The sequence below is a fragment of the Celeribacter naphthalenivorans genome (assembly GCF_020524585.1).
In the GTDB taxonomy this organism is placed as follows: Bacteria; Pseudomonadota; Alphaproteobacteria; order Rhodobacterales; family Rhodobacteraceae; genus Celeribacter; species Celeribacter naphthalenivorans.
The window spans coordinates 116,559-139,265 of the sequence record NZ_JAIVLK010000006.1; the positions used below are offsets into that span (position 1 = coordinate 116,559).

Sequence of the window (22,707 nt, forward strand, 5' to 3'; positions counted from 1 at the left end):
GGAGACCTAGGCTACATGTGTGTACGGATCGCGAAAAAGATGTCCCGGGTGAACTGGTGTCAGTGGCTGCTGCAGGAAAGCTGCGGCGTAGCACTTGACGACACCAGCAAGGTCCGGTTTGGGCCGAAATAGGGCTTTTCAAAACTCTACCAGTATAGAAGTCTGGCAGCCCAACTCTTTGGACCGCCTCAAGTCACCGTTTGGGGTCACTCTAGAATCCGATACACGGACCTTTCCGAAACCCCTATCTCCTTGGCGATGTCCCTCTTGGTCATACCCTGAGCCAGTAGGCGTTGAGCCTCTTTGGCCTTGAGGCGGGCTGTGGGCTTCCTCCCTCGGTACTTGCCTTCCTCTTTCGCCTTTCGGATGCCTTCACGTTGCCGCTCCAGCATCATCTCTCGTTCGAACTGCGCTACAGACCCTAAGACGTTGAGCATGAGTTTCCCTGTGGCGTTGGTGGTGTCCAAGCCCAAGTTCAGAATTCGAAGCCCTACGTTTTTCGCCTCCAGTTCCTCTACGATTTCCCCAAGGTGGCGCACAGAGCGGGCCAAACGGTCCAGCTTTGTAACGACAATGGTGTCTCCCTCTCGTGCATAGTCCAGAGCGGCCCTGAGGGCGTCCCTGAGGCCCACAGAGCTTGTTTGTTCCTCCCATAGCCTTTCGCATCCAATGGCCGTTAGGGACTCTCTCTGAGCCTCTAGGCCTGCCTTCTGTTCTAGTGTCGATGTGCGAGCGTATCCGATGAGCATGTGTCTGCCCTCCTATATCTGCCAATGAAATCTTAGGAGCGGGGGCAGGGTGTCTGCCAAAAGTCGAAACCCACTCCATATTCAGGCCATTCCGCCACAAAACCGACACGCCATAGGGGCACGGTCTATTGGCAGGCTAGGTTGGGCCGTGAAAACAAGGCAGATCGTTTTTGGTGTGGTTTCAGAAGGGGTGGGGGGATGCGGAAAGCGAACTCAAAAAGAGGGGGTTAATATTGTTCTTATTGTTGTTTGGGGGGCGATGTCGGCTGTTTGCCAAGCGGAGCTTACGGGCCTTAGGTCATTCTCCTAGGTCGTTGCATGTTGCGTTGCGCCTAAGAAATGCAACGGTGCAACTCTAATGTCCTATACGAGAGCCGATGGCTCTCTCGTATCCTCTAGGCAAAAGGAGAGATGCCCCTAAGGGCACCCCAGTGTTTCTCTCTCGTTGGGCGTCTAGAACGCTTCGTCTTCATCCCCGTACAGGTCACTTCTTTGCCATTCCGTTTCAAGCTCGCTTGCTTTGGAAAAGAGTTCGTCCGCTTCTCCTTCCTTGAGAATACCAAGTTTCTCCCATTGCTGGATGCGTCGTGTTACGGTGGATTTGTTGACGCCGAGTTCTTCCGCAATCTGTGCTCGGGAGGTGAACTGAAGGGACTTCAGGGCTGCAAGAGTTGGGTCGTCAGAGGGGTCCTCAGGATTGGCCTCAGACACCAACCAGCCATCGTCTCCCAAGGACCACGTTCGGTCGGCTAGGCGTTCATCGCCTTTCCCTCGAAATTTGTTGAATTTGGCAACGAACTTGGCTTGTCCGGGCGACGAAATGCGTGGTTTTTCCAACCCGATGATGGCCTCAAAGGTCGCCGCTAGGGCGGTTGAGCCTCTCATTGCCTTTCCCTGTTTGTTCGAGTGATGAACCAGAACGGTGGCGATGCCCGCTCGTTTCAGTTGCAGGAAAAAGTCTTGGACCTGTTTGAAGCTGGTAGAGTCATTTTCGTCGTCCAGCCCTTCTGAAAGGGTTGTGAAGTTGTCCAAGATAAGCAACTCCACTTTGTCACGCACCACCCGGTTGATGAGGACCTTCTGGCTCTCTTTGGATGTCAGGTCGAAGAATGGAGCTCCTATGGTTTGGTCTTGACGAGCTAGGATTTCGAGGTTCGCAAGCGCATCCTTCTTCTGTTTCTCGCGTTGCAGAATGTTTGGGCTGTCAAACAGTATTTCGAGGCGCTCTTTCATGTCTTGGAGATGCATCTCGCCGTCAATGTAGAGTACTTTCCGTGGCTCTGAGGTGGTCCAGTCTGCGACACTGCCTCCTCCAGCCACGGCTAAGGCAACGCTAAGGCACAGCATGGTCTTGCCAACGCCTGTGTCGGCCCAAATCACGGCTGTTTCTTCGGTGCGAAGCCAAGGCTCTATGATTATTTGGCGTGGTTTGAAGTCCCTTTCAAAAAGGGCCTGTGCCGTTGTGGATTTGAGATTTTCAAGTCGATCTTTGGCTGAGGTGCCTTTGGTCGTGGCATTCTTCATCACATTTTCTCTTCATTAGATGATGCGTGATGCCCCACGGTAGGGCGTAGGCGGAGCCTCAAGGAGGCCGCCGGTGCGCTCTGCTAATGACGAAGACCCGTCAGTCTTTGATGTGATGAAGCGGTTTAGCTCATGATCGGATAGTCCATTTTTGTGATGACATCTTCCATCACCATGAGGGATGCACTGCCGGAGTACAAGCCATAGGTGATCGTCTGTTTTCATGTCCTACACTGTCTGATGAGGTGTTCCACGTGGGCCTCGAGAGGACGTGCATTTTCAATCAGATTTAGCTTCAATGCAGTGTGCCAAGTTTGTGCCAAAAATGAGGGGCTGTCGCAATTTTGTCGCACTACATACTGTGTTTTTGGTATGGTGGTGCGAAACAGGAAGTCACTAAGTCTTTGATTTCATTTCATATGGATTTCCTAAACTAGCTATATCTAGTTATTAAAATACATATCGAAGATGTCAGGAGTTCAAATCTCGTATCACCCACCATCCAGTTTCCGAGGGCGTCTCTTCAGAGACGCCCTTTTTCTATGGTGATCGGGGGACTGGTCTCAGGTGCCGGACAGCATGACATCCGAAATGCGCTGTGCATACAATCTGTTGGACTGATCCATGTCGATCCGCTCGGTGATCGCAGCCTCGCAAATATCGATGACGATGTCGTGTTGATATACCGCCAACGCTCCGAAACTGCGCAGTAATTTCAGCACAGCACCACGATTTGCCCATCCTCCCGTTCCCAGCGCATCAAAGCCAATCACCCGGTGCTGTGCTGCATCAAAAATCGGCTGCACATATTTCTTGATTTCGTTCTTCTCCAAAGCCTGCACGATGTCTTGGTGGCGTGTGAGCTCGCCTTTAAGGCGCAGGTTCTCGGAAAAGCGCTCATCGGCCATGACCACTGTGTTGCGGCCGTTTTCCTTGGCCGAACGTATCGTCCAATCGGCCCATTTGACTGCCGTTTCAAGCCGGTCCGAACGGTTCAGCTGCGTCAGGCCCACCGAGATCGTGCGCGAGACGGGCCCGGAGGGCATGTGCAGCACCGAGCGCCGCAAAGATCAACACGTGGATCCAGGCCCCGGCGGGGCGAAGTCGACCGAGTATCGGCACCAGAGACAAAAGCAGAAAGCCGCTCAATGTCATGAGGCTGATCGAAAGTGTGACCCTTCTGGCATCCACAAGAGTGAGAGCATGGCCAATCGGTTTTCCATGGGGTTCGGCCAGCCGCAGAATGATGAAAACAACGAGCAGAGGCGCGCCATAGGAGAAATATGACGTATGGCGGAGGCGTGCGTTTCTTAGGTTCAGGAGCCGTTGCAACAGATCAATCGCGATCGCGGTCGTGACGATCAACACAATCGGATGCACGCGCCCGCGACTCGGAGGCGGCGCAGGAAAATTTGGCACAAGGGACAGGGCCTGGATCAGTAAAAGCATCCCCATCAGGGCAATATTCCCCCAGAGAGCTTGCTGTGCTTTGGTCTTCCATCTCGAACCTGTCACGCGGTTTTTTTGACCCTTTCAATGTGAATGTCTGCTTGTTTTTCGTGCCAAATCCTATGTCAGGCCGGTCATTTTGTGCGGTCCGTGAAGGCGGGGTCATCGGCTCATGAAAATGGTTAATGTCTTTCAGAATGGTTAACGCCACAGCGAAACGGTTCATAATTGAGGGGGATGCGAAAACTTGCGCGTTTTGCCTGACATAACGGCATCCATCCGGGCGCGAGCAGGGCAAGAGCAACGGCGGAAGAGAGGCGCGTGGCACGGCTTGCGTAAGGTATGGCTCAAATTTTAGCTATCCGACGCCTCAACCTGAGACCATTTCGAACCGACTTAAACGAATCTTCATTCCTTGGCGGCATGGATCAATGCGTACTGGGTTTTCACCCGAATGCTGATCATCGCCCGGAGCCGCGTTTCCAGACTGCGACTTGACCGAGAGGCCAGGAGAGACAAATGAACTTTTTTAGCAGGATTAAGCTGGCAAAGAAACTGCCCGTGATCATGATCGGTTTGACAATCGTCACCATCGCGATTGCAAACCTTGTTTCTTACCGAAATGCGTCGCAATCATTGCTGGTCGAGGCGGAAGAGGCCTTGATGACTGTCGCTGAAGCGCGGTCGCTTGAGCTTGAGGGCTGGCTTGAAGGTGTAGACATCGATCTGCGCAGTCAGGCGGAAAACCCGACGGTGCTTTCCGCTCTTCGTGGCTTTGGCGAAGCCTGGGAGATGATCAACACCGACAAGACCCGCTATCTGAAAAAGTGGTATATCGATGACAATCCCAATGAGTTGGGCAGCAAGCAAGATCTCGATTATGCGCTCGATGGCTCGGCCTACAGTCAGGTTCACAAACTCTACCATAGCTATTTCCGCAAACTTGTGGATGAAAAGGGCTATTACGATGTCTTTGTGTTCTCCCTCGAAGGCGATCTAATTTACTCCGTGTTCAAGGAACAGGATTACGCCACCAATTTCCTTGAGGGCGAATATGCCCAAACCGGTCTGGGACAAGTGCTGCGCCACTCTTTGGAAGCCACACAAAGTGGCGAGGTTTCTTTTGCGGACTTCGAAACTTATGCGCCGTCTCACGGAGCGCCCGCCGCCTTTATCGGTGCGCCAGTTTTTGATCGCAGCGGCACGTTGCGCGGCGTGATTGCGTTCCAGATGCCCATCGGCAAAATCGACGCGATCACGACCCGGGGGACAGGACTTGGTCGAACCGGGGATTCCTATCTTGTCGGTCAGGATCTGAAACTGCGCTCTGATCGTATTCACGGCACGGATGATGAGGTGCTGCAGGTCGAAATCACGACTGAATCCGCAAAAAGAGCCATCGCCGGCGAAAGCGGGTTCCTGCGAGAAGCGGAGTCCGAAGAGGGCACCGGCCATATGCACGAACACCTCGCAGCCTATTCCCCGATCCATTATCACGGTGCGCAGTGGGGTCTCATTGCAGAGCAGAGCATCGAAGAAATTCTCGAACCTGCGACAGAATTGGCCAACACGATGCTGTGGCAAGGCGCTTTGATGACCGCACTCGTTGCTCTGATTGCGTTCCTGATTGCACGTGCAATCTCTCGCCCGCTGACGCAGGTGGAAGGGGCGATGCGGACGGTTTCCGACGGCAATTATGCGGCGACTGTTCCGGGCACGGAACGCGGGGACGAAATCGGTCAGATTGCGCAAGCTCTGGACGATTTCCGCCATGCTTTGGGACGTGCAGAACAAGCAACACGCGATGGTCTGTTCAAAGGTGCTGCCTTCGAGGGCTCCTCGGCGGCCTTGATGATGATCGACCAGGATTTCAACATCACTTACATGAACTCTGCCGTCCATAGTCTTTTGAAAGGTCACGAAAAAGATTTTCGTGAAATGTTTGGCAGCTTCAGTGCAGATGAAATTGTCGGCAAAAATATCGATATCTTCCATCATGATCCGGGACGCATCCGGGCTATTCTGTCCGACACCAGCAAGATGCCGTTTTCGACCGATATGAAAGTGGGCAGCGTGCATTTTGCGCTGGACGTCAATGCCGTGGCGGATCTCGACGGGACCCAAATCGGTTGCGTCATGGAATGGAAAGACGTGACGAGTATTCGCACCAACGAAGCCGTCATTGAGGCTTTGGACAGCCATCAGGCCAAGGTTGAATTCGATGTGAATGGCCATTTGCTCAAGGCCAATACCAACTTCTCCAATATGCTCGGTGTGGACAAAGCGGAACTTGTCGGCAAGCGGTATGACGAACTCTTTGTTTTCGACCCGCAACTCGCTCAGGAACGCGGCGCAATTTGGGATCGCCTCGGACGCGGGGAAAGTGTTCTTGGTCGGTTCAAGCTCTTGGACAAAGAAGGTAACACGTCGCTTCTCGAAGGCACGTTTAGCCCCGTCAAAGATGCCTCGGGGCGCCCCTTCCGGATCATTCTGCTTGGCACCGACATCACCGAAAATCAGGCAGCACTCGTCACCGCGGAGGCTGAGCGAGAACGGATGAAGGCTGAACAGGACCGCGTGGTCGAAGGGCTTCGCGTGGGTCTCAAGAAGCTCGCGTCTGGCGATCTCACCTCGCGTCTGGACGTTGCCTTCTCTGACGAATACGAAACCCTGCGCGGGGACTTCAACCAGGCGATCGACAACTTGCTGTCTGCAATGCGCAACGTGGTCGAGAATGCGGATATGATCCGTGGCGAAGCCTCTGAAATCTCCAATGCGGCAGATGATTTGTCCCGCCGCACGGAAAAACAGGCCGCCACGCTTGAGGAAACCGCAACGGCTTTGGATCAATTGACCTCCTCGGTTCGCTCTGCGGCAGATGGGGCCAATCAAGCGTCCGATATGGTGGAAACCGCAAAGGCCAACGCCGAAGCTTCTGGTAAAGTTGTGCAAGAAGCCGTCGAAGCCATGAGTCAGATTGAAACCTCTTCGAACCAGATCTCCAAGATCACCTCTGTCATTGATGACATCGCCTTCCAGACCAATTTGCTGGCCTTGAACGCCGGGGTGGAAGCCGCACGTGCGGGCGAAGCGGGGCGTGGTTTTGCTGTCGTGGCCTCTGAAGTGCGTGCCTTGGCACAGCGTTCTTCGGAGGCGGCTCGTGAGATCAATGATCTGATCTCGAAATCGGGCACTCTGGTGAAGCGGGGCGTGAGTCTGGTTGGGGAAACGGGCGAGGCTCTGCGTGGCATCGTGGGCTCTGTGTCAGAGATTTCTCACAATGTCTCCGAAATTGCCGTGTCGGCGCGTGAGCAGTCCTCGGGTCTCGCCGAGATCAACGCAGCGGTCAATCAGCTGGATCAAGTCACACAGCAAAACGCCGCCATGTTCGAACAGACCACGGCAGCCAGCCACGCCCTGACACGCGAAGCGGAAAACCTGAATGTCACGACCTCAAGGTTCTCGATCGGTGCTGTTCAGTCTGCAAAAGCGCCCGCATCCGTTGCGCCGGTCGATTTCAAAGAGGCACGCAAAGCACCCGCAGCCGCGCCCAAGGCGCCCATCAAAACCAGTCCTCCCAAACCTGAGCCCCAAGCGCCTGTCAAAAAGGTTGTGAATGCGCCACTGCCTGTTTTGAGTGCAGCTGAAGATGATTGGGAAGATTTCTGAAGTGGGCATGGCAACGCGACCAAGACTTCGGAAGGGGATGTTTAGGAAAGGGAGCTCGGTGTGAACCCGTTACGTGTTTTGATTGTTGACGACTCCGCCACGATGCGACGACTTATCCGGTCCATTCTGGATGCGGATCACCGCTTGGAGGTGGTGGCCGAAGCCGGCACCGCGCGCGACGCCCGCGATGCTGTGAATACCCATCGTCCGGATGTGATGACGCTCGATGTGGAAATGCCCAATATGAGCGGTCTTGAGTTTCTGAAGAGGCTCATGAAACATCGCCCGATGCCTGTGGTGATGGTGTCGACGCTCACCCAAAAAGGCAGCGATGTGGCGGTCGAGGCCATGGCGCTGGGGGCCGTGGATTGTGTCGAAAAGCCAAAACTGGGCGGCGGAACCGACAATTTCGCCAAATTGGCCGATACGGTTGCTTTGGCGGCGCGCGCGCGCGTCACTGTCGCCCGCCCCGTGCGAAGCAGCATTGCCCCGCAACAGAACAGAAGATTCCGCCGCATTTGTTTGATCGGGGGATCGACTGGAGCCGTGGATGCGATCGAACGCATTTTGCAGAGCTTTCCGGTCGATTGCCCGCCCACTTTGATCACACAGCATATGCCGGAACCTTTCTTGGTCAGCTTCGCGGCCCGTCTGGATCCTCTGGTGCAGCCAAAAGTGTGTCTGGCTCAGGACGGTGCGGTTTTGCGCCCAGGGCTGGTGATGATCGCCCCCGGAGGGGAGTATCATCTCAATGTGACGGGCAAAACTGAGCTCAGGGCCAAGTTGTACAAAGGGCCTCTCGTCTCCGGGCATCGCCCCTCCGTGGATTCGATGTTTCTTTCCGCAGTGGAGCATGCTCCCAAGATTGTGGCTGGAATTTTGACCGGGATGGGGGGCGACGGCGCGGCGGGCATGAAGGCCCTTCGGGATGCCGGTGCGAAAACACTAGGCCAGAGTCAACAAACCTGCGTTGTTTTTGGCATGCCGCGCGTGGCCGCAGAGATGGGCGGCGTCGAACAATGGGCGGATTTGGATAAGGTCGGCGAAGAATTGCTGCGTCTCTGTGAAGCGCCTGTACAAATGAGGGTCACATGACAGCCATGCTTCAACAACGCAGCGGCGGACTGCGCACCTATATCGCTCAGGGCGAATATGCGATTGCCAATGTGGAAGAGGCCGTGATCTCGACCATCCTCGGGTCATGTGTGGCAACTTGCCTTTGGGATCCCGTGGCGAAAATTGGTGGTATGAACCATTTCCTCTTGCCGGAAGGGCCGCCATCTCGAAGCGATGTGAGTTCTTTCGGGGCCAATGCCATGGAGCTTTTGATCAATGCGCTCATTCGATCGGGCGCGGTTCGGGAACGTTTGCGGGCCAAAGTTTTTGGCGGTGCGGAAATGTACAAAGGGCTGACCAACGCCGGCAATCAAAACGGGTTGTTCGTGCTGTCCTATCTCGAACGTGAGAACATTCCCTGCGATGGTCAAAGTCTTGGCGGCGGTCAGGCACGGCGGGTTGAGTTTTTTCCGGCGCAGGGCAAAGCACGTCAGAAACTTGTGGAGGATCCGCATATCGTTGAAAAACGGCCGGTTCCGGAAAAGACCAGCGATCTCGAGCTGTTTTAGTCCGTTGTGATCATTCCTGTATGCGATCCTGTGGCAGGCTCTGGGCTTTTTCCAAAGTGCCATTCAGGGGTGGCAAAGCGGTCGGCATATGCGGCCGAAGTGATGCCGACTTTTGGGCGCCAGCCTCGTTTCGATGCGGGCGCCTCTGAGGGGAAAATCTCTGGATGAAATCCTTGGTCTCCGCTGGCGGAAAAGAAAGGCACTCAGTGATTTGATCAGTCGAAAAGGTCTCACGAAAAGCCCCGCGCGAGACCGCACGGGGCATCAGAATTCTGAAAAAACGGAACTCAGGCTTTAGAGACCGCATCCAAAATGCGGGCCCAGGAGCGGATGCCTTTGTGGAAATTCTTAAGGCCGTATTTCTCGTTGGGCGAATGGATGCGGTCGTCGTCATCGGCATAGCCGACCAGCATGGAATCCAGCCCCAAGATGGTGGTGAAGAACCCGGCAATCGGGATCGAGCCGCCCATGCCGGCAAACACCGCCTCACGGTCCCATTCGGCAGAGAGCGCCTGACGCGCGGCTTCGAATTCCGGGCGCGCGGTGTTCATCACGGCGGCGGGGGAGCCGTCCAGATCCTGGTTCCAAGTGACTTTCGCATCCACCGGCAGACGGCTTTCGACATGGGCGCGCAGGTTTTCGCGGATCGCATCCGGGTCTTGCGTGCCGACCAGACGGCAGGTGATTTTGCAATGCGCCTCCGACGGGATCACGGTTTTCGTGCCGGGGCCCTGATAGCCGCCCCACATGCCGTTGATCTCCAAGGTCGGGCGGGCCCATTGCTGTTCCAAGGTGGAATAGCCCGCTTCGCCGTGCGACTCCGTCATGCCGACGCCGGAGAGATAGTCCTCCTCGTCAAAGCCGCAGCCCTTCCACTGTTCGAGGATATCGGCAGGCACGTCTTGGACACCGTCGTAGAAATCCTTGATCGTCACGCGGCCTTGCTCGTTGTGAAAACTCGCGACAATTTTAGAGATTTCGCGCAGCGGGTTGAGCGCCGGGCCACCATAGTGACCAGAGTGCAAGTCCATCGTCGGGCCGGTCAGCGTGAATTCGTCCTTCAACATGCCGCGCAGTTGCGAACAGATCGACGGCACGCCGGGCGCCACCATGGACGTGTCGCAGATCAAGGCCAGATCGGCGGAGAGCTTGTCCTTATTGGCCTCCATGAAGGGGATGAGCGAGGGCGACCCGCTTTCCTCTTCGCCCTCGAAGAAGAAGGTGATGGTGCAGGGCAGGGTGCCATGTTCGGCAATCCAGGCGCGACAGGCCTCGACAAAGGTCATGAGCTGGCCCTTGTCATCAGAGGCGCCGCGGCCACGGATCACCTTGCCGCTTTCGCGGTCTTCAATGAAAGGCGCAAAGGGATCGTGGTCCCACAGCGACAGCGGATCGACCGGTTGCACATCGTAATGGCCGTAAAACAACAGATGCGGACCACCGGAGCCGATCTTGCCATAGACCATCGGATGTCCTGGGGTCTCGCAAAGTTCGGCCTCGGCGCCCAGAGATTTCAGATCCTCCACAAGCCACGCGGCCGCCTTCAAACAATCGTCCTTATGGGCAGGGTCGGTGGAGATCGACGGAATGCGCAGCAGGTCCATCAAACGGTCGAGTGACGCGTCGAGATCGGCATCGATGCGCGACAGCACCGGGGCGAGGCGGGAGTTCATTATAGGAAACCTTTGATCGTAGAGGGATGTTTTGTCGCAGCTTACGCCGATCACATCTGGTGTCCAGAGCCTGTTGGCGGGTTGACATAGATCATACTGAAAGGGTTTTTAGTCATTCTAAAAGGGCAGGGCATAATGCTCGCGATCACAGAGGTGGTCACCCCCGGGCTCTTGCGAAAGGTGGTCTAGCCAAAAGGTATTATCTTGCGAATTGTGAATATGAGTCGCAATTTTCGTTTGATGCCGCTAAAACAGGCAGACCTGAGACGCGCGAAAGGACAAAAAGTGGACTACACGGCGAAGCTTGACGAGGCGATCCAACGTTTGCATGACGAAGGCCGCTACCGCACCTTCATCGACATCGAGCGTAAGCGCGGGCAATTCCCCCACGCCACATGGACGCGCCCGGACGGCACAGAGCAACCCGTGACGGTCTGGTGCGGCAACGACTATCTCGGCATGGGGCAGAACCCGGTTGTTCTGGCCGCCATGAAAGAGGCTGTCGATGCGACGGGCGCCGGTTCGGGCGGGACGCGCAATATCTCAGGCACGACCGTGTACCACAAACGTCTCGAAGCCGAGCTGGCCGATCTGCACGGCAAAGAAGGCGCGCTGGTGTTCTCCTCGGCCTATATCGCCAATGACGCCACGCTTTCGACCCTGCCGACGCTGTTTCCGGGGCTGATCATCTACTCCGACGAGTTGAACCACGCCTCCATGATCGAAGGCATCCGTCGCAATGGCGGCTCCAAGCGCATCTTCCGCCACAACGATCTCGATCACCTGCGCGAGCTTTTGGCCGCCGACGATCCTGAGGCGCCAAAGCTGATCGCTTTTGAATCCGTCTATTCGATGGACGGTGATTTCGGCCCGATCAAGGAATTGTGCGACCTTGCCGAGGAATTCAACGCGCTGACCTATCTCGACGAGGTGCACGCGGTCGGCATGTACGGCCCGCGCGGCGGCGGTGTGGCCGAGCGTGACGGTCTGATGGGCCGGATCGACATCATCAACGGCACTTTGGGCAAAGCCTTCGGCGTGTTCGGCGGCTATATCGCGGCAAGCGCGAAAATGTGTGACGCCGTGCGTTCTTACGCGCCGGGCTTCATCTTCACGACCTCGATCCCGCCGGCGGTGGCTGCGGGCGCTGCGGCCTCCATCGCATTCCTGAAAGGCGAGGGCGGCGTGACGCTGCGCGAACAGCATCAGACTCAGGCGAAAATCCTCAAAACCCGGCTCAAAGGTCTCGGTCTGCCGATCACCGACAACGGCTCGCACATCGTGCCGCTGATCGTGGGCGATCCGAAACACACGAAATTGATGTCGGACATGATGCTGGAGCACTATGGTATCTACGTGCAGCCGGTGAATTTCCCGACCGTGCCGCGTGGCACCGAGCGTTTGCGGTTTACACCGTCGCCGGTGCACGGGCCCAATGAAATGGACCACCTGATCAAGGCGCTGGACGCGCTCTGGAGCCATTGTGCGCTGAATCGTGCCGAAATGGCCGGATGACGCGCATAACCCCTGTGCGCCCGGTTTGAGCATGTGGTAACACTGTTTCCAAGAGCTTAAGACGAATCGTCTATAAGCTCATGGGGACAGGACCAACTTAGGGCGGCACACAGGCATGATCAGGCGGTGGAGCAAACCACCCGTCGAGGAACAGGAACAACCTCGCGGGTTTGATGACTTTGAGTTGCGGCTCGGAGATGTCATGCGTGGTGAACGTGCGACCATCGGCAAATCCCTTTTGGATGTCCAGCGCGAGCTGAAGATCAAGGCGACCTACATCGCCGCGATCGAGAATGCCGATCCTGCCGTGTTCGAAACCCAAGGCTTTATTGCCGGTTATGTGCGCTCCTATGCGCGCTACCTCGATCTCGATCCCGATTGGGCGTTTTCGCGCTTTTGTCAGGAAAGCGGCTTTGCCGTGGCTCACGGCATGTCGCCGCAGGCCTCGACCAAACGCAGCCCGGCGACCGCGCAAAAGCAATCCCCCGTCAAAGACCCCTTTGCCGATCCGAACGCCTCTTTTGTGCCGCGCGGCCAAGGTTTTATGACCCGCATCGAACCCGGCGCTCTGGGCTCGACGGCGGTGTTGCTCGCGCTTTTGGGTGTGATTGGCTATGGCGGTTGGTCGGTGTTGCAAGAGGTGCAAAAGGTCAAACTGGCGCCCATCGATCAGGCGCCCGGCATGATCTCCGAAGTGTCGCCGCTTGAGAGTGAGACCACCACAATGGCCGCCTTGGACGAGAGCGTCGGCCTTGCCACGCCCTCTGCCGAAGCTCTGGACCGTCTCTATCGTCCGCAGGCCCTCGATGTGCCTGTGCTCGTGCCGCGCGATGGTCCGATTGCGACCCTCGATCCGCGCACGGTCGGCGCCTTGACGGCGGAAAGTCAGGCCGAGGATCGCGAAGATATTCTCAACGATATGTCCAACCTGATCGCCCAGGCTGCGCTCTCCGAGGATGGCGACTCGCCCATTCAGGTGACCGCAGAGGGCGCGCCGGAACTGGCTGTTGTCGCTGTGCTGCCGTCTTGGGTCCGGGTGCAGGCCGCTGATGGCTCCGTTTTGTTTGAGAAAATTCTCGATGCGGGCGAACGCTATGTCGTGCCCGCGATGGACAAGGCCCCCGTGCTGCGCACCGGCAATGCGGGCGGCGTCTATTTCGCTGTGAACGGTCAGGCCTATGGCCCGGTCGGGTCTTCCGGCTCCGTGGTGAAAAACGTGGCGCTGTCCGTGGCCGATGTCTCTGACGTCTTTGCGCCGGTCGATCTGGCCGCGAACACCTCGGTGGCGGAATTGTTCCGTGTGGCGCAAAACACCGAATAATTCGGTTGAGAAGATCGCGCGTGATCTTGTCACAGGCCCCTTTTGGCTCACGCGGGCTTCGTTTGACGCAAGCGGGGTCTGACCGCTTGCCCCGCGCGCACCATAGGCCTATCTAGGGCAGGACCGCGTATCGCACCAAAGAGGCTCCCATGTCCCACAATCCCATCCGTCCCTGGCGCAACATCGACCGTCGTGTGAGCCGCAAGATTTGGGTCGGGAATGTGCCCGTGGGCGGCGACGCACCGATCTCCGTGCAGACGATGACCAACACGCTGACCCATGACGTGAAGGGCACGCTGGATCAGATCATCCGCGCCGCCGAGGCCGGTGCCGACATCGTACGGGTGTCCGTGCCGGACAAGGAAAGCTCTGCGGCCCTGAAAGAAATCTGCCGTGAAAGCCCGGTGCCGATTGTCGCCGACATCCATTTCCACTACATGCGCGGCATCGAGGCGGCAGAGGCGGGCGCTGCCTGCCTGCGCATCAACCCCGGCAACATCGGCGATGAGACGCGGGTCAAAGAGGTGCTCAAGGCGGCGCGCGATCACAATTGTTCGATCCGCATCGGCGTGAATGCCGGCTCTTTGGAAAAGCACCTCTTGGAGAAATACGGCGAACCGTGCCCCGACGCGATGGTCGAGAGCGGCATGGATCACATCAAAATTCTCGAAGATAACGACTTCCACAATTTCAAAATCTCGGTGAAGGCCTCCGACGTCTTCATGGCCTCCGCCGCCTATCAGCAACTCGCGGAGGCCACCGACGCCCCCATTCACCTCGGCATCACCGAGGCGGGCGGGCTGATGTCCGGCACGATCAAATCGGCGATTGGCATGGGCCAGCTTCTGTGGATGGGCATCGGCGACACTCTGCGCGTGTCTCTCTCCGCCGATCCGGTCGAAGAGGTCAAAGTGGGCTATGAAATCCTCAAATCCCTCGGCCTGCGCCACCGCGGCGTGAATATCATTTCCTGTCCCTCCTGTGCGCGTCAGGGCTTTGATGTGATCAAAACAGTGGAGGAATTGGAAAAACGTCTTGAGCATATCAAGACGCCGATGAGCCTCTCCATTATTGGCTGCGTGGTGAACGGGCCGGGCGAGGCCTTGATGACCGATGTCGGCTGGACCGGCGGCGGTGCGGGGCACGGTATGGTCTATCTGGGCGGCAAACAGGACCATAAAATGTCAAACGACCACATGGTCGAGCACATCGTCGAACAGGTCGAAAAGAAAGCCGCCGAGATCGAAGCCGCCGCCGCTCAGGATGCCGCGGAATAAACGCGACCGGCGTGCGTTTCCTTTGCTGCCACAACGTTTTTCACTGAATCTGCCACAGATTGAGTGAAAAACGTTACTACATCTATTCGGTGTTGCGACGCTTCTCAAAATTGAGTGCCTCAAATTTTTGAGAAACGCTTTAAATACTCAAATAAAAACCCCGCCGATTGGGCGGGGTTTGTCGTTTCAGGCCTTCAAATGGCCTCAGCGGTTCGCACGCACCTCGGCGACGATCTCCACCATACCGTCATAGGGCACATAGCCGCGCAGCATCTGGTCGCCCAAGATGAACCCCGGCGTGCCGGAGATTTGCAACTCCTGCGCCAGCTGATGGTTCAGCGCCAGAATGGCCGTGACCTCATCGCTCTCCATCTCCGCGACCACCGCATCGGCGTCAATCTCAAGATCCTTGGCCAAACGGCGCAGCATGCCCTCGGAGACGTCGCCACGGGCCTGCATCAATTCGTCGTGCAGTTTGAGATAGGCCTCATTGCCCGCCACAATTTTCGTCGCCACGGCAAAACGAGAGGCCAGAACGGAGGCCTCGCCCAGAATGGGGAACTCCTTGACGATCAGCTTGATATTGCCATCTTTTTCCAGCAAAGCCTGCACGTCCGGATAGGCTTTTTTGCAATAGCCACAACGATAGTCGGAGAACTCGACCAGCACGATGTCACCGTCCGGGTTGCCGTAAACCGCGTCGTTTTCGTCATTGTAGATCACTTCGGAATAGGCCGCGATCAGATCGGCGTCATTGGCGACCTGCGCCTCGCTTTGTTGCTGCTGATAGACCTCATAGGCCTCTTCCATGATCATCTCGGGGTTTTCCATGATGAACGCCCGGACCTCGGCGCGAAATGCCTCGCGTTCGGCGTCCGACATGTTGGTGATGTCAAAGGCCTGCGCGGCCAGCGTGGTGGTCGCGGTCAAAAGGGCTGCGGTGCCGATACGCGTGCCGGATCGGATAAGGGGGCGCGCGAGGGCTTTGGCAAAATTCATCGGGTGTCTCTCCGTCTCAAACCTGTTCCGTCGCATGTATCACATCTTCGTGCCGGGGCCACCCAACAGTTGCGTGACCCAAGGCCGCATCCCCCGGCGTGGCGTGGCGCCGCACAAGTTCTATGCACAGGCCATATGCAGCCACTTCACCGCATTGCATTTCCCCCGTCTCGCTGGCATGGGAGGGCAGACTTTCAGGACAGGAGCCTCCCCATGAAAACCTCGAAACGATCCGTGGTCGATCCCTTCATCGTGATGGATGTCATGGAGGCGGCGCGTGCGGCCGAGGAGGCGGGGCGGCACATCATTCATATGGAGGTCGGCCAGCCCTCGACCGGCGCACCCGCCAAGGCGCGTGCACGGGTGGAACAGGCGATGGAGGCCGACCCTTTGGGCTATACGGTCGCGCTTGGCCTGCCGGAGCTGCGCAAAGGCATCGCGGCGCTTTATAAGGATTGGTACGGGGTCGATCTCGACTGGCACCGCGTGGTGATCACGCCCGGCTCTTCGGGCGCTTTCATCCTCGCGTTTACTGCGCTGTTTGACGCGGGCGCCAAGGTGGGTATGGGCGAGCCGGGCTACCCGTCTTATCGCCAAATTTTGAGCGGGTTGGACATCACCCCCGTGGGCCTGCCGACCAAGATGGAGAACCGCCTGCAACCGGTGCCCTCCGACATTCCCGATGGGCTGGATGGTTTGATCGTGGCCTCTCCCGGCAACCCCTCCGGCACCATGTTGGACCATGAGGCCATGGGCGCGCTGATCAAAACCTGTCAGGACAAAGGCATCGCCTATATCTCCGACGAGATTTACCACGGCATCCAATATGAGGGCCGGGCGGTGACCGCGCTGGAACTCTCCGACGATGTCTATGTCATCAATTCGTTCTCGAAATTCTTCTCGATGACCGGCTGGCGCATCGGCTGGATGGTGGTGCCCGAAGATCATGTGCGGGTGATCGAACGCATCGCGCAAAACTTTTTCCTCTGCCCGCCGCATGCCTCGCAGGTCGCGGCTTTGGGCGCATTGGAGGCCCGGCAGGAATGCCAGGAAATGGTCGATGTCTATGCCGAGAACCGTTGTCTCATGCTCGAAGAGCTGCCGAAAATCGGCTTTGACAAAATCGCGCCGCCGGACGGGGCGTTTTACATCTACGCCGATGTGTCGGAGTATACCGAGGACAGCAAGGCGTTCTGCAATGAAATCCTCGCCGAAGCGGGCGTCGCCGTGACGCCGGGGCTGGATTTCGATCCGCTGCGCGGCGCGCAAACATTGCGGTTTTCCTACGCGCGCTCGACCGAGGACATTCGCGAAGGTCTGGTGCGGCTCAAGGCGTTTATGGCCAATCGGTAACGTATCGCTTCACGCTTTGGTCAAACCGGCGATCCGTCATGGGCAAAGCGGGCGGGGCAGGGTAGGTATCGGTGAAATGTTTTTGAGGATGTCATGGTCAAGCTTTTCAAACCGCTGGTTTTCGCCACTCTTCTGGGCCTGTCTGCGAGCTTGCCTGTGGGCGGTTCCGCCTCGGCGCAGAGCGGTCTGACGGCGCTTGCGCGGGCCGACAGCGGGGCGTCGGCGCTTGTGGATCAGGGCGAGCGCGTCGAGATGATGCTGCGCCTGAGCCAGCCGGTGCCGTTTCGCATTTTCACCCTCGACGAGCCGCGTCGCATGGTCATCGATTTCGCCGAGGTCGATTGGACCGGCTTTGACACCGAGCAATTCGACACTGCCGAGGGCATCACCGGCCTGCGCGTGGGCGGGTTCGTTCCCGGCTGGTCGCGGATGGTGTTGGATTTGGCAGGACCTTTCCGTCTGGTCCACGCCCAGATGTCGCGCGACGACAAAGGCGCGGTCCTGACGCTGACGCTCGATCCCACGGCCTCGGACGAATTCGCTTTGGGGGCGGGCACGCCGCCAGATGCGCAGCTTGTGCGCCCCTCCACGGACGATGCGCCCAAAGCCGCGCCTGCGCGCAAATTGGGGGAGGGGCCGCTGCGCGTGGTGCTCGATCCCGGCCATGGCGGCATCGATCCGGGCGCGGAACGGGACGGGGTGGTGGAAAAAGAGCTGACCCTGACCTTCGCCCGCGAATTGCAGGACGTGCTCAATCGTGCGGGCGGGTTCGAGGTCACTCTGACCCGCGCCGAGGACCTCTTTGTGCCGCTGGAAACCCGACTGACGCTGGCGCGGGAGGCGGGGGCCGATGTGTTCCTGTCGATCCACGCCGACGCGATTGCCGAGGGCCGGGCCGAAGGCGCGACGATCTACACTTTGGCGGCACGCGCCTCGGATACGGCGTCGCAAAAGCTTGCGGAGCGTCACGATCGGTCGGATTTGCTGTCTGGTGTCGATTTGACCGGGCAGGATGACGTGATCGCCACCGTGCTCATGGATATGGCGCGCACGGAAACCACGCCGCGCACGGATCGTCTGGCGGATGCCTTGGTGGAACAGCTCGACGAGAGCGTCGGCATGCACAAACGTCCGCGTCTGGAGGCCGGGTTTTCGGTCCTGAAAGCGCCTGACATGCCCTCTGTTCTGATCGAATTGGGCTTCCTGTCCTCGGCCAAGGACCGTGCAAAGCTTGCCGATCCGGCCTGGCGGACCAAAGCCGCCTGGGCGATCCGAGATGCTTTATCTGCTTGGGAAGACGAGGAAATCTCGCTTCGGGATAAGCTTAGAAAGTGAGGGCGGCCTAGGGTCTCTGGCCGCCCCGGAAAGCGCTTAATGCGCGATCATATCCTCGGCGATTTGCTCCGCCGTCAGATCGACCGGGAAATAGGTCGGCCAGTTGGTCAGCTCTTCGAGCACGGCGGCGCGGTCGTTGCCCCAATAGAGATGGTAGTGATCCGATTTCGACGGGAAGATGCGGTGGTCGCTGAATTGGATGAACTGCGGCGCCGCGTCGTCGCCTGAGACCTTTTCAAACACAAAGCGCACACCACGGTTGCCTCGTGCGTAGGTCAGAACCTCATAGCCATCGTCTTCGTAGACACCGGAGATAGCGCCGTCCGGCTGATGGAAGGTGACGGTGTCGCCCGTGATCTCGATCCGGTCGACATCGGTGGCATAGCCGGTGGCGTAATAGGCGGTATAGGCCGCGGCGGATTTGTCGCCATGTTCGGCCTTATATTCCATCACCGCGTCGAGTTTGCCGTCGTTCAGCAGCGGGTAGACGGATTGCCAGTCGCCGGCCCAATCGGAGAGCGGGCGCGGGGCGATTTGGCTGTCTTCGAAATAGCCTTCGTAGATAGAGTTGTCATGATCGTGGTCATGATTATGTGCGTGCTCTTCGGCATGATCGTGGTCGTGATCATGGGACTCGGCTTGCGCCTGAGCCGTAAAGCTCAGCGTGGCGGCGAGGGCGGTCGCGAGGGCGAGAGATGTTTTTTGCATCCGGGTCTTTCCTTGTTGTTCCGTCCTGTGGATCTGTGATCCTCATATGGATACGTTATGAAATAACATAACAAAACGGACTTAGAAAAATGACGCCGAATTGGCAAGCCTGAAAATTTTTGAAAACCACTTCGCCTCAGGGATCACCTCAGGGGAGGGCCGTTCAGCCGCTCTTGCGCGCCAACCAGACGGAATGCCCGGTGCAACCGGGGTCTTCGGGGGTAAACGCGATCACCTCGATGCCCTCATTTGCCATCAACTGGCGGTATTCTTCGGGCGCAAGCGAGGCGTGGTAGACGGTCTCATGTTCGACATTGCCGATGGCTTCGCCCGCGTCGGGGCCGGAGGTGAAGAGCAACACGCCACGCGGGGCGAGGTGTTTGGCGAAGGTCGTAAACATCGCCCGCTGGTCTTCGGCGGTGAGGTGAAAAAAACTGTCCCAGGCCACGACCGCATCGAAGGTCTCGCCCAGATCAAGCCCCCGCATGTCGGCGCGAATGGCGCGCGCGCGGGGCAGGTTTTGTTGGAACAGCGCGACCATGGCGGCGGCACCATCCACACCCGTCACCTCGCAGCGGCGGTCATAAAGATACTGTGCAATCGGCCGACCCGAGCCGCACCCCAGATCAAGCACATGGCGCTTGCCCTCGGTCTGCGGCGTATAGCCCAGCATCCGGTCAAGCCAGGGGCGCTCGAACAGGGTCTTGGACCGCGCGATGTCGAAAGCGCGGGCCTGACGTTCATAGGTCGGAAGGATGTCTTCAGGTCTCATGCCTCGCAGATAGGCGGGACGCGCACCTAGAGCAAGCGGCTCTGTTCACATCCACCTCACGAGCGGCGCCTTTCTGCTCACATTTGCGCGCGAACTGGCCGGGGATGTTTTGACCACGGCCTCCACGCTGTATAAGGAGGGGCAAACCCGGGCGGTTCCGATGCGAGTCAGCGCGGGTGTTGTGGTGTGGGAAAGGCTCTTCAGTGCTCAGATTTATCTTTTCGTTTTTTGGCACAATCTTCTCGTGGATCACCACGGGGCTGTTTTTGCTGGCGCTTGTCGTTGGCGGCATCTTCTGGATGTACGGTCGCGATTTGCCCAATCACGAAGCTCTGGCCCAATATCAACCGCCGACGATTTCGCGGATTTATTCCAACGAAGGCCGTATCATCGACGAATTCGCCAGAGAGCGTCGCCTCTACACACCGCCCGAGGAAATCCCCGATCTGGTGAAAAACGCCTTTATTTCCGCCGAGGATAAGAACTTTTACCACCACAGGGGCTATGACCTGCGCGGCATGGTGGCGGCGGCTTTGACCGCAGCACAGGGTGGTCCTCTGCGCGGCGCCTCGACGATCACCCAGCAGGTGATGAAGAACTTCCTGCTCGACGGTTCGCGCTCCGCCGAGCGCAAGATCAAGGAATTGATCCTGGCGACGCGTCTCGAACAGACCCTGACCAAAGACGAAATCCTCGGGCTTTATCTCAACGAGATCGATTTGGGTGTGCGCTCTTTCGGGGTGACGGCGGCGGCGCAGAGCTATTTCAACAAAAGCCTGTCGGAACTTGCGCCGGAAGAGGCGGCGTTTCTCGCGATCCACCCGAAGGCGCCTTATTCCTACAACCCGGCGAAGAATTACGACGCCGCACTGACGCGCCGCAACTACGTGCTGCGCGAGATGTATGAGAACGGCTATCTGACGCAGGAGGCCTATGAAACGGCCCGCGAAAAGCCGATCAAATCGGTGCAGACCGGGGATTATCCGAGCTACCGCGAGAGCCTGCCGACGCGCGATTACTTCACCGACGAAATCCGTCGCCAACTGTCGAAGAACTTCGGCGAAGAGGAGTTCTTCGAAGGCGGTCTGTCGATCCGTGCCACCATCGATCCCGAGATGCAGACCAACGCGGCACATGCGCTGCAAAAGCGGCTCGAAGCTCTGGATCGCGGTATGGGCCAATGGCGCGGCACCGGCAAAACCATCGACGCGGCCACATTGGACAATGGCACATGGGAGACGGCGCTCTCTGAGATCCGTGTGGCGCGCGACGTGACGCTCGACGGCAAATGGTATGTCGGCGCGGTGAACGAGGTGGGCGACAGCGCCATTTCGGTGATGGTCGAGGACGGCGTCGGCGAGGTCTCCGTGCCGCGCGAGGACATCAAATGGATGCGCGGCTCGTTTAGGGACAATTTCACCCGCGGCGACGTGGTGCACATCCGCCGCATGACCACGGGCAACAATGGTGAGGGTGATCTGATCCGCTGGTCGCTGCGTCAGGTGCCGGAAGTGCAGGGCGCTTTCATGGCGATGGACGTCAACACCGGCCGTGTGATCGCGATGCAGGGCGGGTTCTCCTATCAGAACTCGGTCTTCAACCGCGCCACGCAGGCCACGCGCCAGCCGGGCTCAAGCTTCAAGCCCTTCGTCTACGCCGCAGCGCTCGACAGTGGGTTTACCCCCGCGACCATCGTCGTCGACGCGCCGATCGAGATCAACACGCCCCAAGGCGTCTGGCGCCCGAAAAACGCCTCGCGTCAATTCTACGGCCCGACGCCCTTGCGGACCGGGATCGAGCAATCGCGAAACCTGATGACCATCCGCCTCGCGCAAGAGGTCGGCATGGACACGGTGGCGCGCTATGCCGAACGCTTTGGCGTCTATGACCACATGGGGCAATATCTCGCCTCCTCTCTCGGCGCCGAGGAAACCACCGTGTTCAAAATGGTCTCTGCCTACGCCATGTTCGCCAATGGCGGCGAACGCGTCGAGCCGACGCTCGTTGACCGGGTGCAGGACCGTTACGGGCGGACGATCTATCGCCATGACCAGCGGGTCTGCGAAGAATGCGAAGTGGCCTCTCTGGCCCCCGGCGTCGCGCCCAAAATCGTGACGAACCGCGAGCGCATGATCAACGCGATCACCGCCTATCAGCTGACGTCGATGATGCAGGGCGTGGTCCAACGCGGTACGGCCGCCGGTCAGGTCAACCTGCCGGTGCCGGTGGCGGGCAAGACGGGCACCACGAACGACGGTAAAGACGCATGGTTCATGGGCTTTACCTCGAACATCGTCGCGGGCTGTTACATCGGCTACGACACGCCGCGCGCAATGCGGGGCGCCTCGGGCGGCGGTTTCTGCGGTCCGGTGTTCAACGATTTCATGCAGGACGCGGTGAAGAAATACGGCGGCGGCAAATTCAAAGTGCCCCCGGGCGGCCATTTCATCAAAATCGACCGCTATACCGGCGCGCGTCTGAACGACAGCGCCTCTGGTCCGAATGTCGTGGCGGAATATTTTCGCGATGGCGAAGAGCCGATCTTTGGCCTGATGTATGACGGTGGCTTTGCCATGGGCGCCGACCTGCCATTGTTCGAAGGTCAAACCAGCTCATCGGGCGAGCGTGAGGTGCAAACCTCGACAGGTCGAACGATCAGGGTGCCCGAGAAAGCGACGATCAACTCGCTCTCGTCGGGCGGCTTGTACTAAGGTTCAGATCGGATCGAAAAAAAAGAG

The 22,707-nt window shown here is 58.2% G+C and carries 17 protein-coding genes and 1 pseudogene; 10 read left to right on the top strand and 8 right to left on the bottom strand.

Annotation, left to right across the window (positions count from 1 at the left end; genetic code table 11):
• Positions 1 to 206: 206 nt before the first annotated feature.
• The 4 genes from LC094_RS13990 to LC094_RS14005 form a co-directional block, all read right to left on the bottom strand.
• A complete protein-coding gene (locus tag LC094_RS13990) occupies positions 207 to 749 on the bottom strand; it encodes a recombinase family protein (RefSeq protein ID WP_226553412.1) in 543 nt (180 codons plus the stop codon).
• A 453-nt stretch (positions 750 to 1,202) separates the two neighbouring features.
• The gene (locus LC094_RS13995; protein ID WP_226553413.1) at positions 1,203 to 2,273 is read right to left on the bottom strand and encodes an AAA family ATPase; all 1,071 of its coding nucleotides are present in this window, start codon (positions 2,271 to 2,273) and stop codon (positions 1,203 to 1,205) included.
• A gap of 563 nt (positions 2,274 to 2,836) precedes the next feature.
• The gene (locus LC094_RS14000) at positions 2,837 to 3,286 is read right to left on the bottom strand and encodes a hypothetical protein (RefSeq protein WP_226553414.1); all 450 of its coding nucleotides are present in this window, start codon (positions 3,284 to 3,286) and stop codon (positions 2,837 to 2,839) included.
• Positions 3,249 to 3,728: a hypothetical protein gene (locus tag LC094_RS14005; protein WP_226553415.1), complete on the bottom strand. Its 480-nt coding sequence runs from the start codon at positions 3,726 to 3,728 to the stop codon at positions 3,249 to 3,251. Before LC094_RS14005 ends, LC094_RS14000 begins: the two co-directional genes overlap by 38 nt.
• A gap of 513 nt (positions 3,729 to 4,241) precedes the next feature.
• Between LC094_RS14005 and LC094_RS14010 the strand changes: the two genes are divergently transcribed.
• From LC094_RS14010 to LC094_RS14020, 3 genes are read left to right on the top strand one after another with little or no spacing between them, the layout of a single operon-like run.
• Positions 4,242 to 7,391 (top strand): methyl-accepting chemotaxis protein, encoded by a 3,150-nt coding sequence (locus tag LC094_RS14010; protein ID WP_226553416.1) that lies wholly within the window; start codon positions 4,242 to 4,244, stop codon positions 7,389 to 7,391.
• 60 nt (positions 7,392 to 7,451) lie between these two features.
• On the top strand, positions 7,452 to 8,486 hold the full coding sequence (locus LC094_RS14015; RefSeq protein ID WP_226553417.1) for a protein-glutamate methylesterase/protein-glutamine glutaminase: 1,035 nt from the start codon (positions 7,452 to 7,454) through the stop codon (positions 8,484 to 8,486).
• Entirely contained in the window at positions 8,483 to 9,016 is a 534-nt protein-coding gene (locus LC094_RS14020; protein ID WP_226553418.1) for a chemotaxis protein CheD, read from the top strand. The genes LC094_RS14015 and LC094_RS14020 overlap by 4 nt, the downstream gene beginning before the upstream one ends.
• 287 nt (positions 9,017 to 9,303) lie before the next feature.
• On the opposite strand, the gene LC094_RS14025 is transcribed toward LC094_RS14020, so the two are convergent.
• Positions 9,304 to 10,689 (bottom strand): dipeptidase, encoded by a 1,386-nt coding sequence (locus LC094_RS14025; protein WP_226553419.1) that lies wholly within the window; start codon positions 10,687 to 10,689, stop codon positions 9,304 to 9,306.
• Positions 10,690 to 10,974: 285 nt separating this feature from the next.
• On the opposite strand from LC094_RS14025, the gene hemA reads away from it, so the two are divergent.
• From hemA to ispG, 4 genes and pseudogenes are all read left to right on the top strand, one after another.
• Complete coding sequence (gene hemA, locus LC094_RS14030) at positions 10,975 to 12,204, top strand: 5-aminolevulinate synthase (RefSeq protein WP_226553420.1); 1,230 nt, start codon at positions 10,975 to 10,977, stop codon at positions 12,202 to 12,204.
• A gap of 202 nt (positions 12,205 to 12,406) precedes the next feature.
• A pseudogene (locus tag LC094_RS21700) lies at positions 12,407 to 12,571 on the top strand (helix-turn-helix domain-containing protein); the annotation flags it as partial.
• 177 nt (positions 12,572 to 12,748) lie between these two features.
• Complete coding sequence (locus tag LC094_RS21705) at positions 12,749 to 13,525, top strand: DUF4115 domain-containing protein (RefSeq protein ID WP_404815025.1); 777 nt, start codon at positions 12,749 to 12,751, stop codon at positions 13,523 to 13,525.
• Positions 13,526 to 13,674: 149 nt separating this feature from the next.
• Positions 13,675 to 14,802 carry a flavodoxin-dependent (E)-4-hydroxy-3-methylbut-2-enyl-diphosphate synthase gene (gene ispG / locus LC094_RS14040; RefSeq protein ID WP_226553422.1) on the top strand — a complete coding sequence of 376 codons (1,128 nt, stop codon included), beginning with the start codon at positions 13,675 to 13,677 and terminating at the stop codon, positions 14,800 to 14,802.
• A 204-nt stretch (positions 14,803 to 15,006) separates the two neighbouring features.
• Here the strand turns inward: ispG and LC094_RS14045 are convergent, their stop codons facing one another.
• Positions 15,007 to 15,801 (bottom strand): DsbA family protein, encoded by a 795-nt coding sequence (locus LC094_RS14045; RefSeq protein WP_226553423.1) that lies wholly within the window; start codon positions 15,799 to 15,801, stop codon positions 15,007 to 15,009.
• A 213-nt stretch (positions 15,802 to 16,014) separates the two neighbouring features.
• Between LC094_RS14045 and LC094_RS14050 the strand changes: the two genes are divergently transcribed.
• Positions 16,015 to 17,154 (top strand): pyridoxal phosphate-dependent aminotransferase, encoded by a 1,140-nt coding sequence (locus tag LC094_RS14050; RefSeq protein WP_226553424.1) that lies wholly within the window; start codon positions 16,015 to 16,017, stop codon positions 17,152 to 17,154.
• 93 nt (positions 17,155 to 17,247) lie between these two features.
• Complete coding sequence (locus LC094_RS14055) at positions 17,248 to 18,489, top strand: N-acetylmuramoyl-L-alanine amidase (RefSeq protein ID WP_226553425.1); 1,242 nt, start codon at positions 17,248 to 17,250, stop codon at positions 18,487 to 18,489.
• Positions 18,490 to 18,525: 36 nt separating this feature from the next.
• Here the strand turns inward: LC094_RS14055 and LC094_RS14060 are convergent, their stop codons facing one another.
• Both LC094_RS14060 and LC094_RS14065 read right to left on the bottom strand, forming a co-directional pair.
• Positions 18,526 to 19,197: a ZinT family metal-binding protein gene (locus LC094_RS14060; protein ID WP_226553426.1), complete on the bottom strand. Its 672-nt coding sequence runs from the start codon at positions 19,195 to 19,197 to the stop codon at positions 18,526 to 18,528.
• Positions 19,198 to 19,360: 163 nt separating this feature from the next.
• Positions 19,361 to 19,969, bottom strand: coding sequence for a class I SAM-dependent methyltransferase (locus tag LC094_RS14065; protein ID WP_226553427.1), 609 nt, complete (start codon positions 19,967 to 19,969; stop codon positions 19,361 to 19,363).
• A 203-nt stretch (positions 19,970 to 20,172) separates the two neighbouring features.
• Here LC094_RS14065 and LC094_RS14070 point away from each other — a divergent pair, with 203 nt between their 5' ends.
• The gene (locus LC094_RS14070; protein WP_226553428.1) at positions 20,173 to 22,680 is read left to right on the top strand and encodes a penicillin-binding protein 1A; all 2,508 of its coding nucleotides are present in this window, start codon (positions 20,173 to 20,175) and stop codon (positions 22,678 to 22,680) included.
• The last annotated feature ends 27 nt before the right edge of the window (positions 22,681 to 22,707 follow it).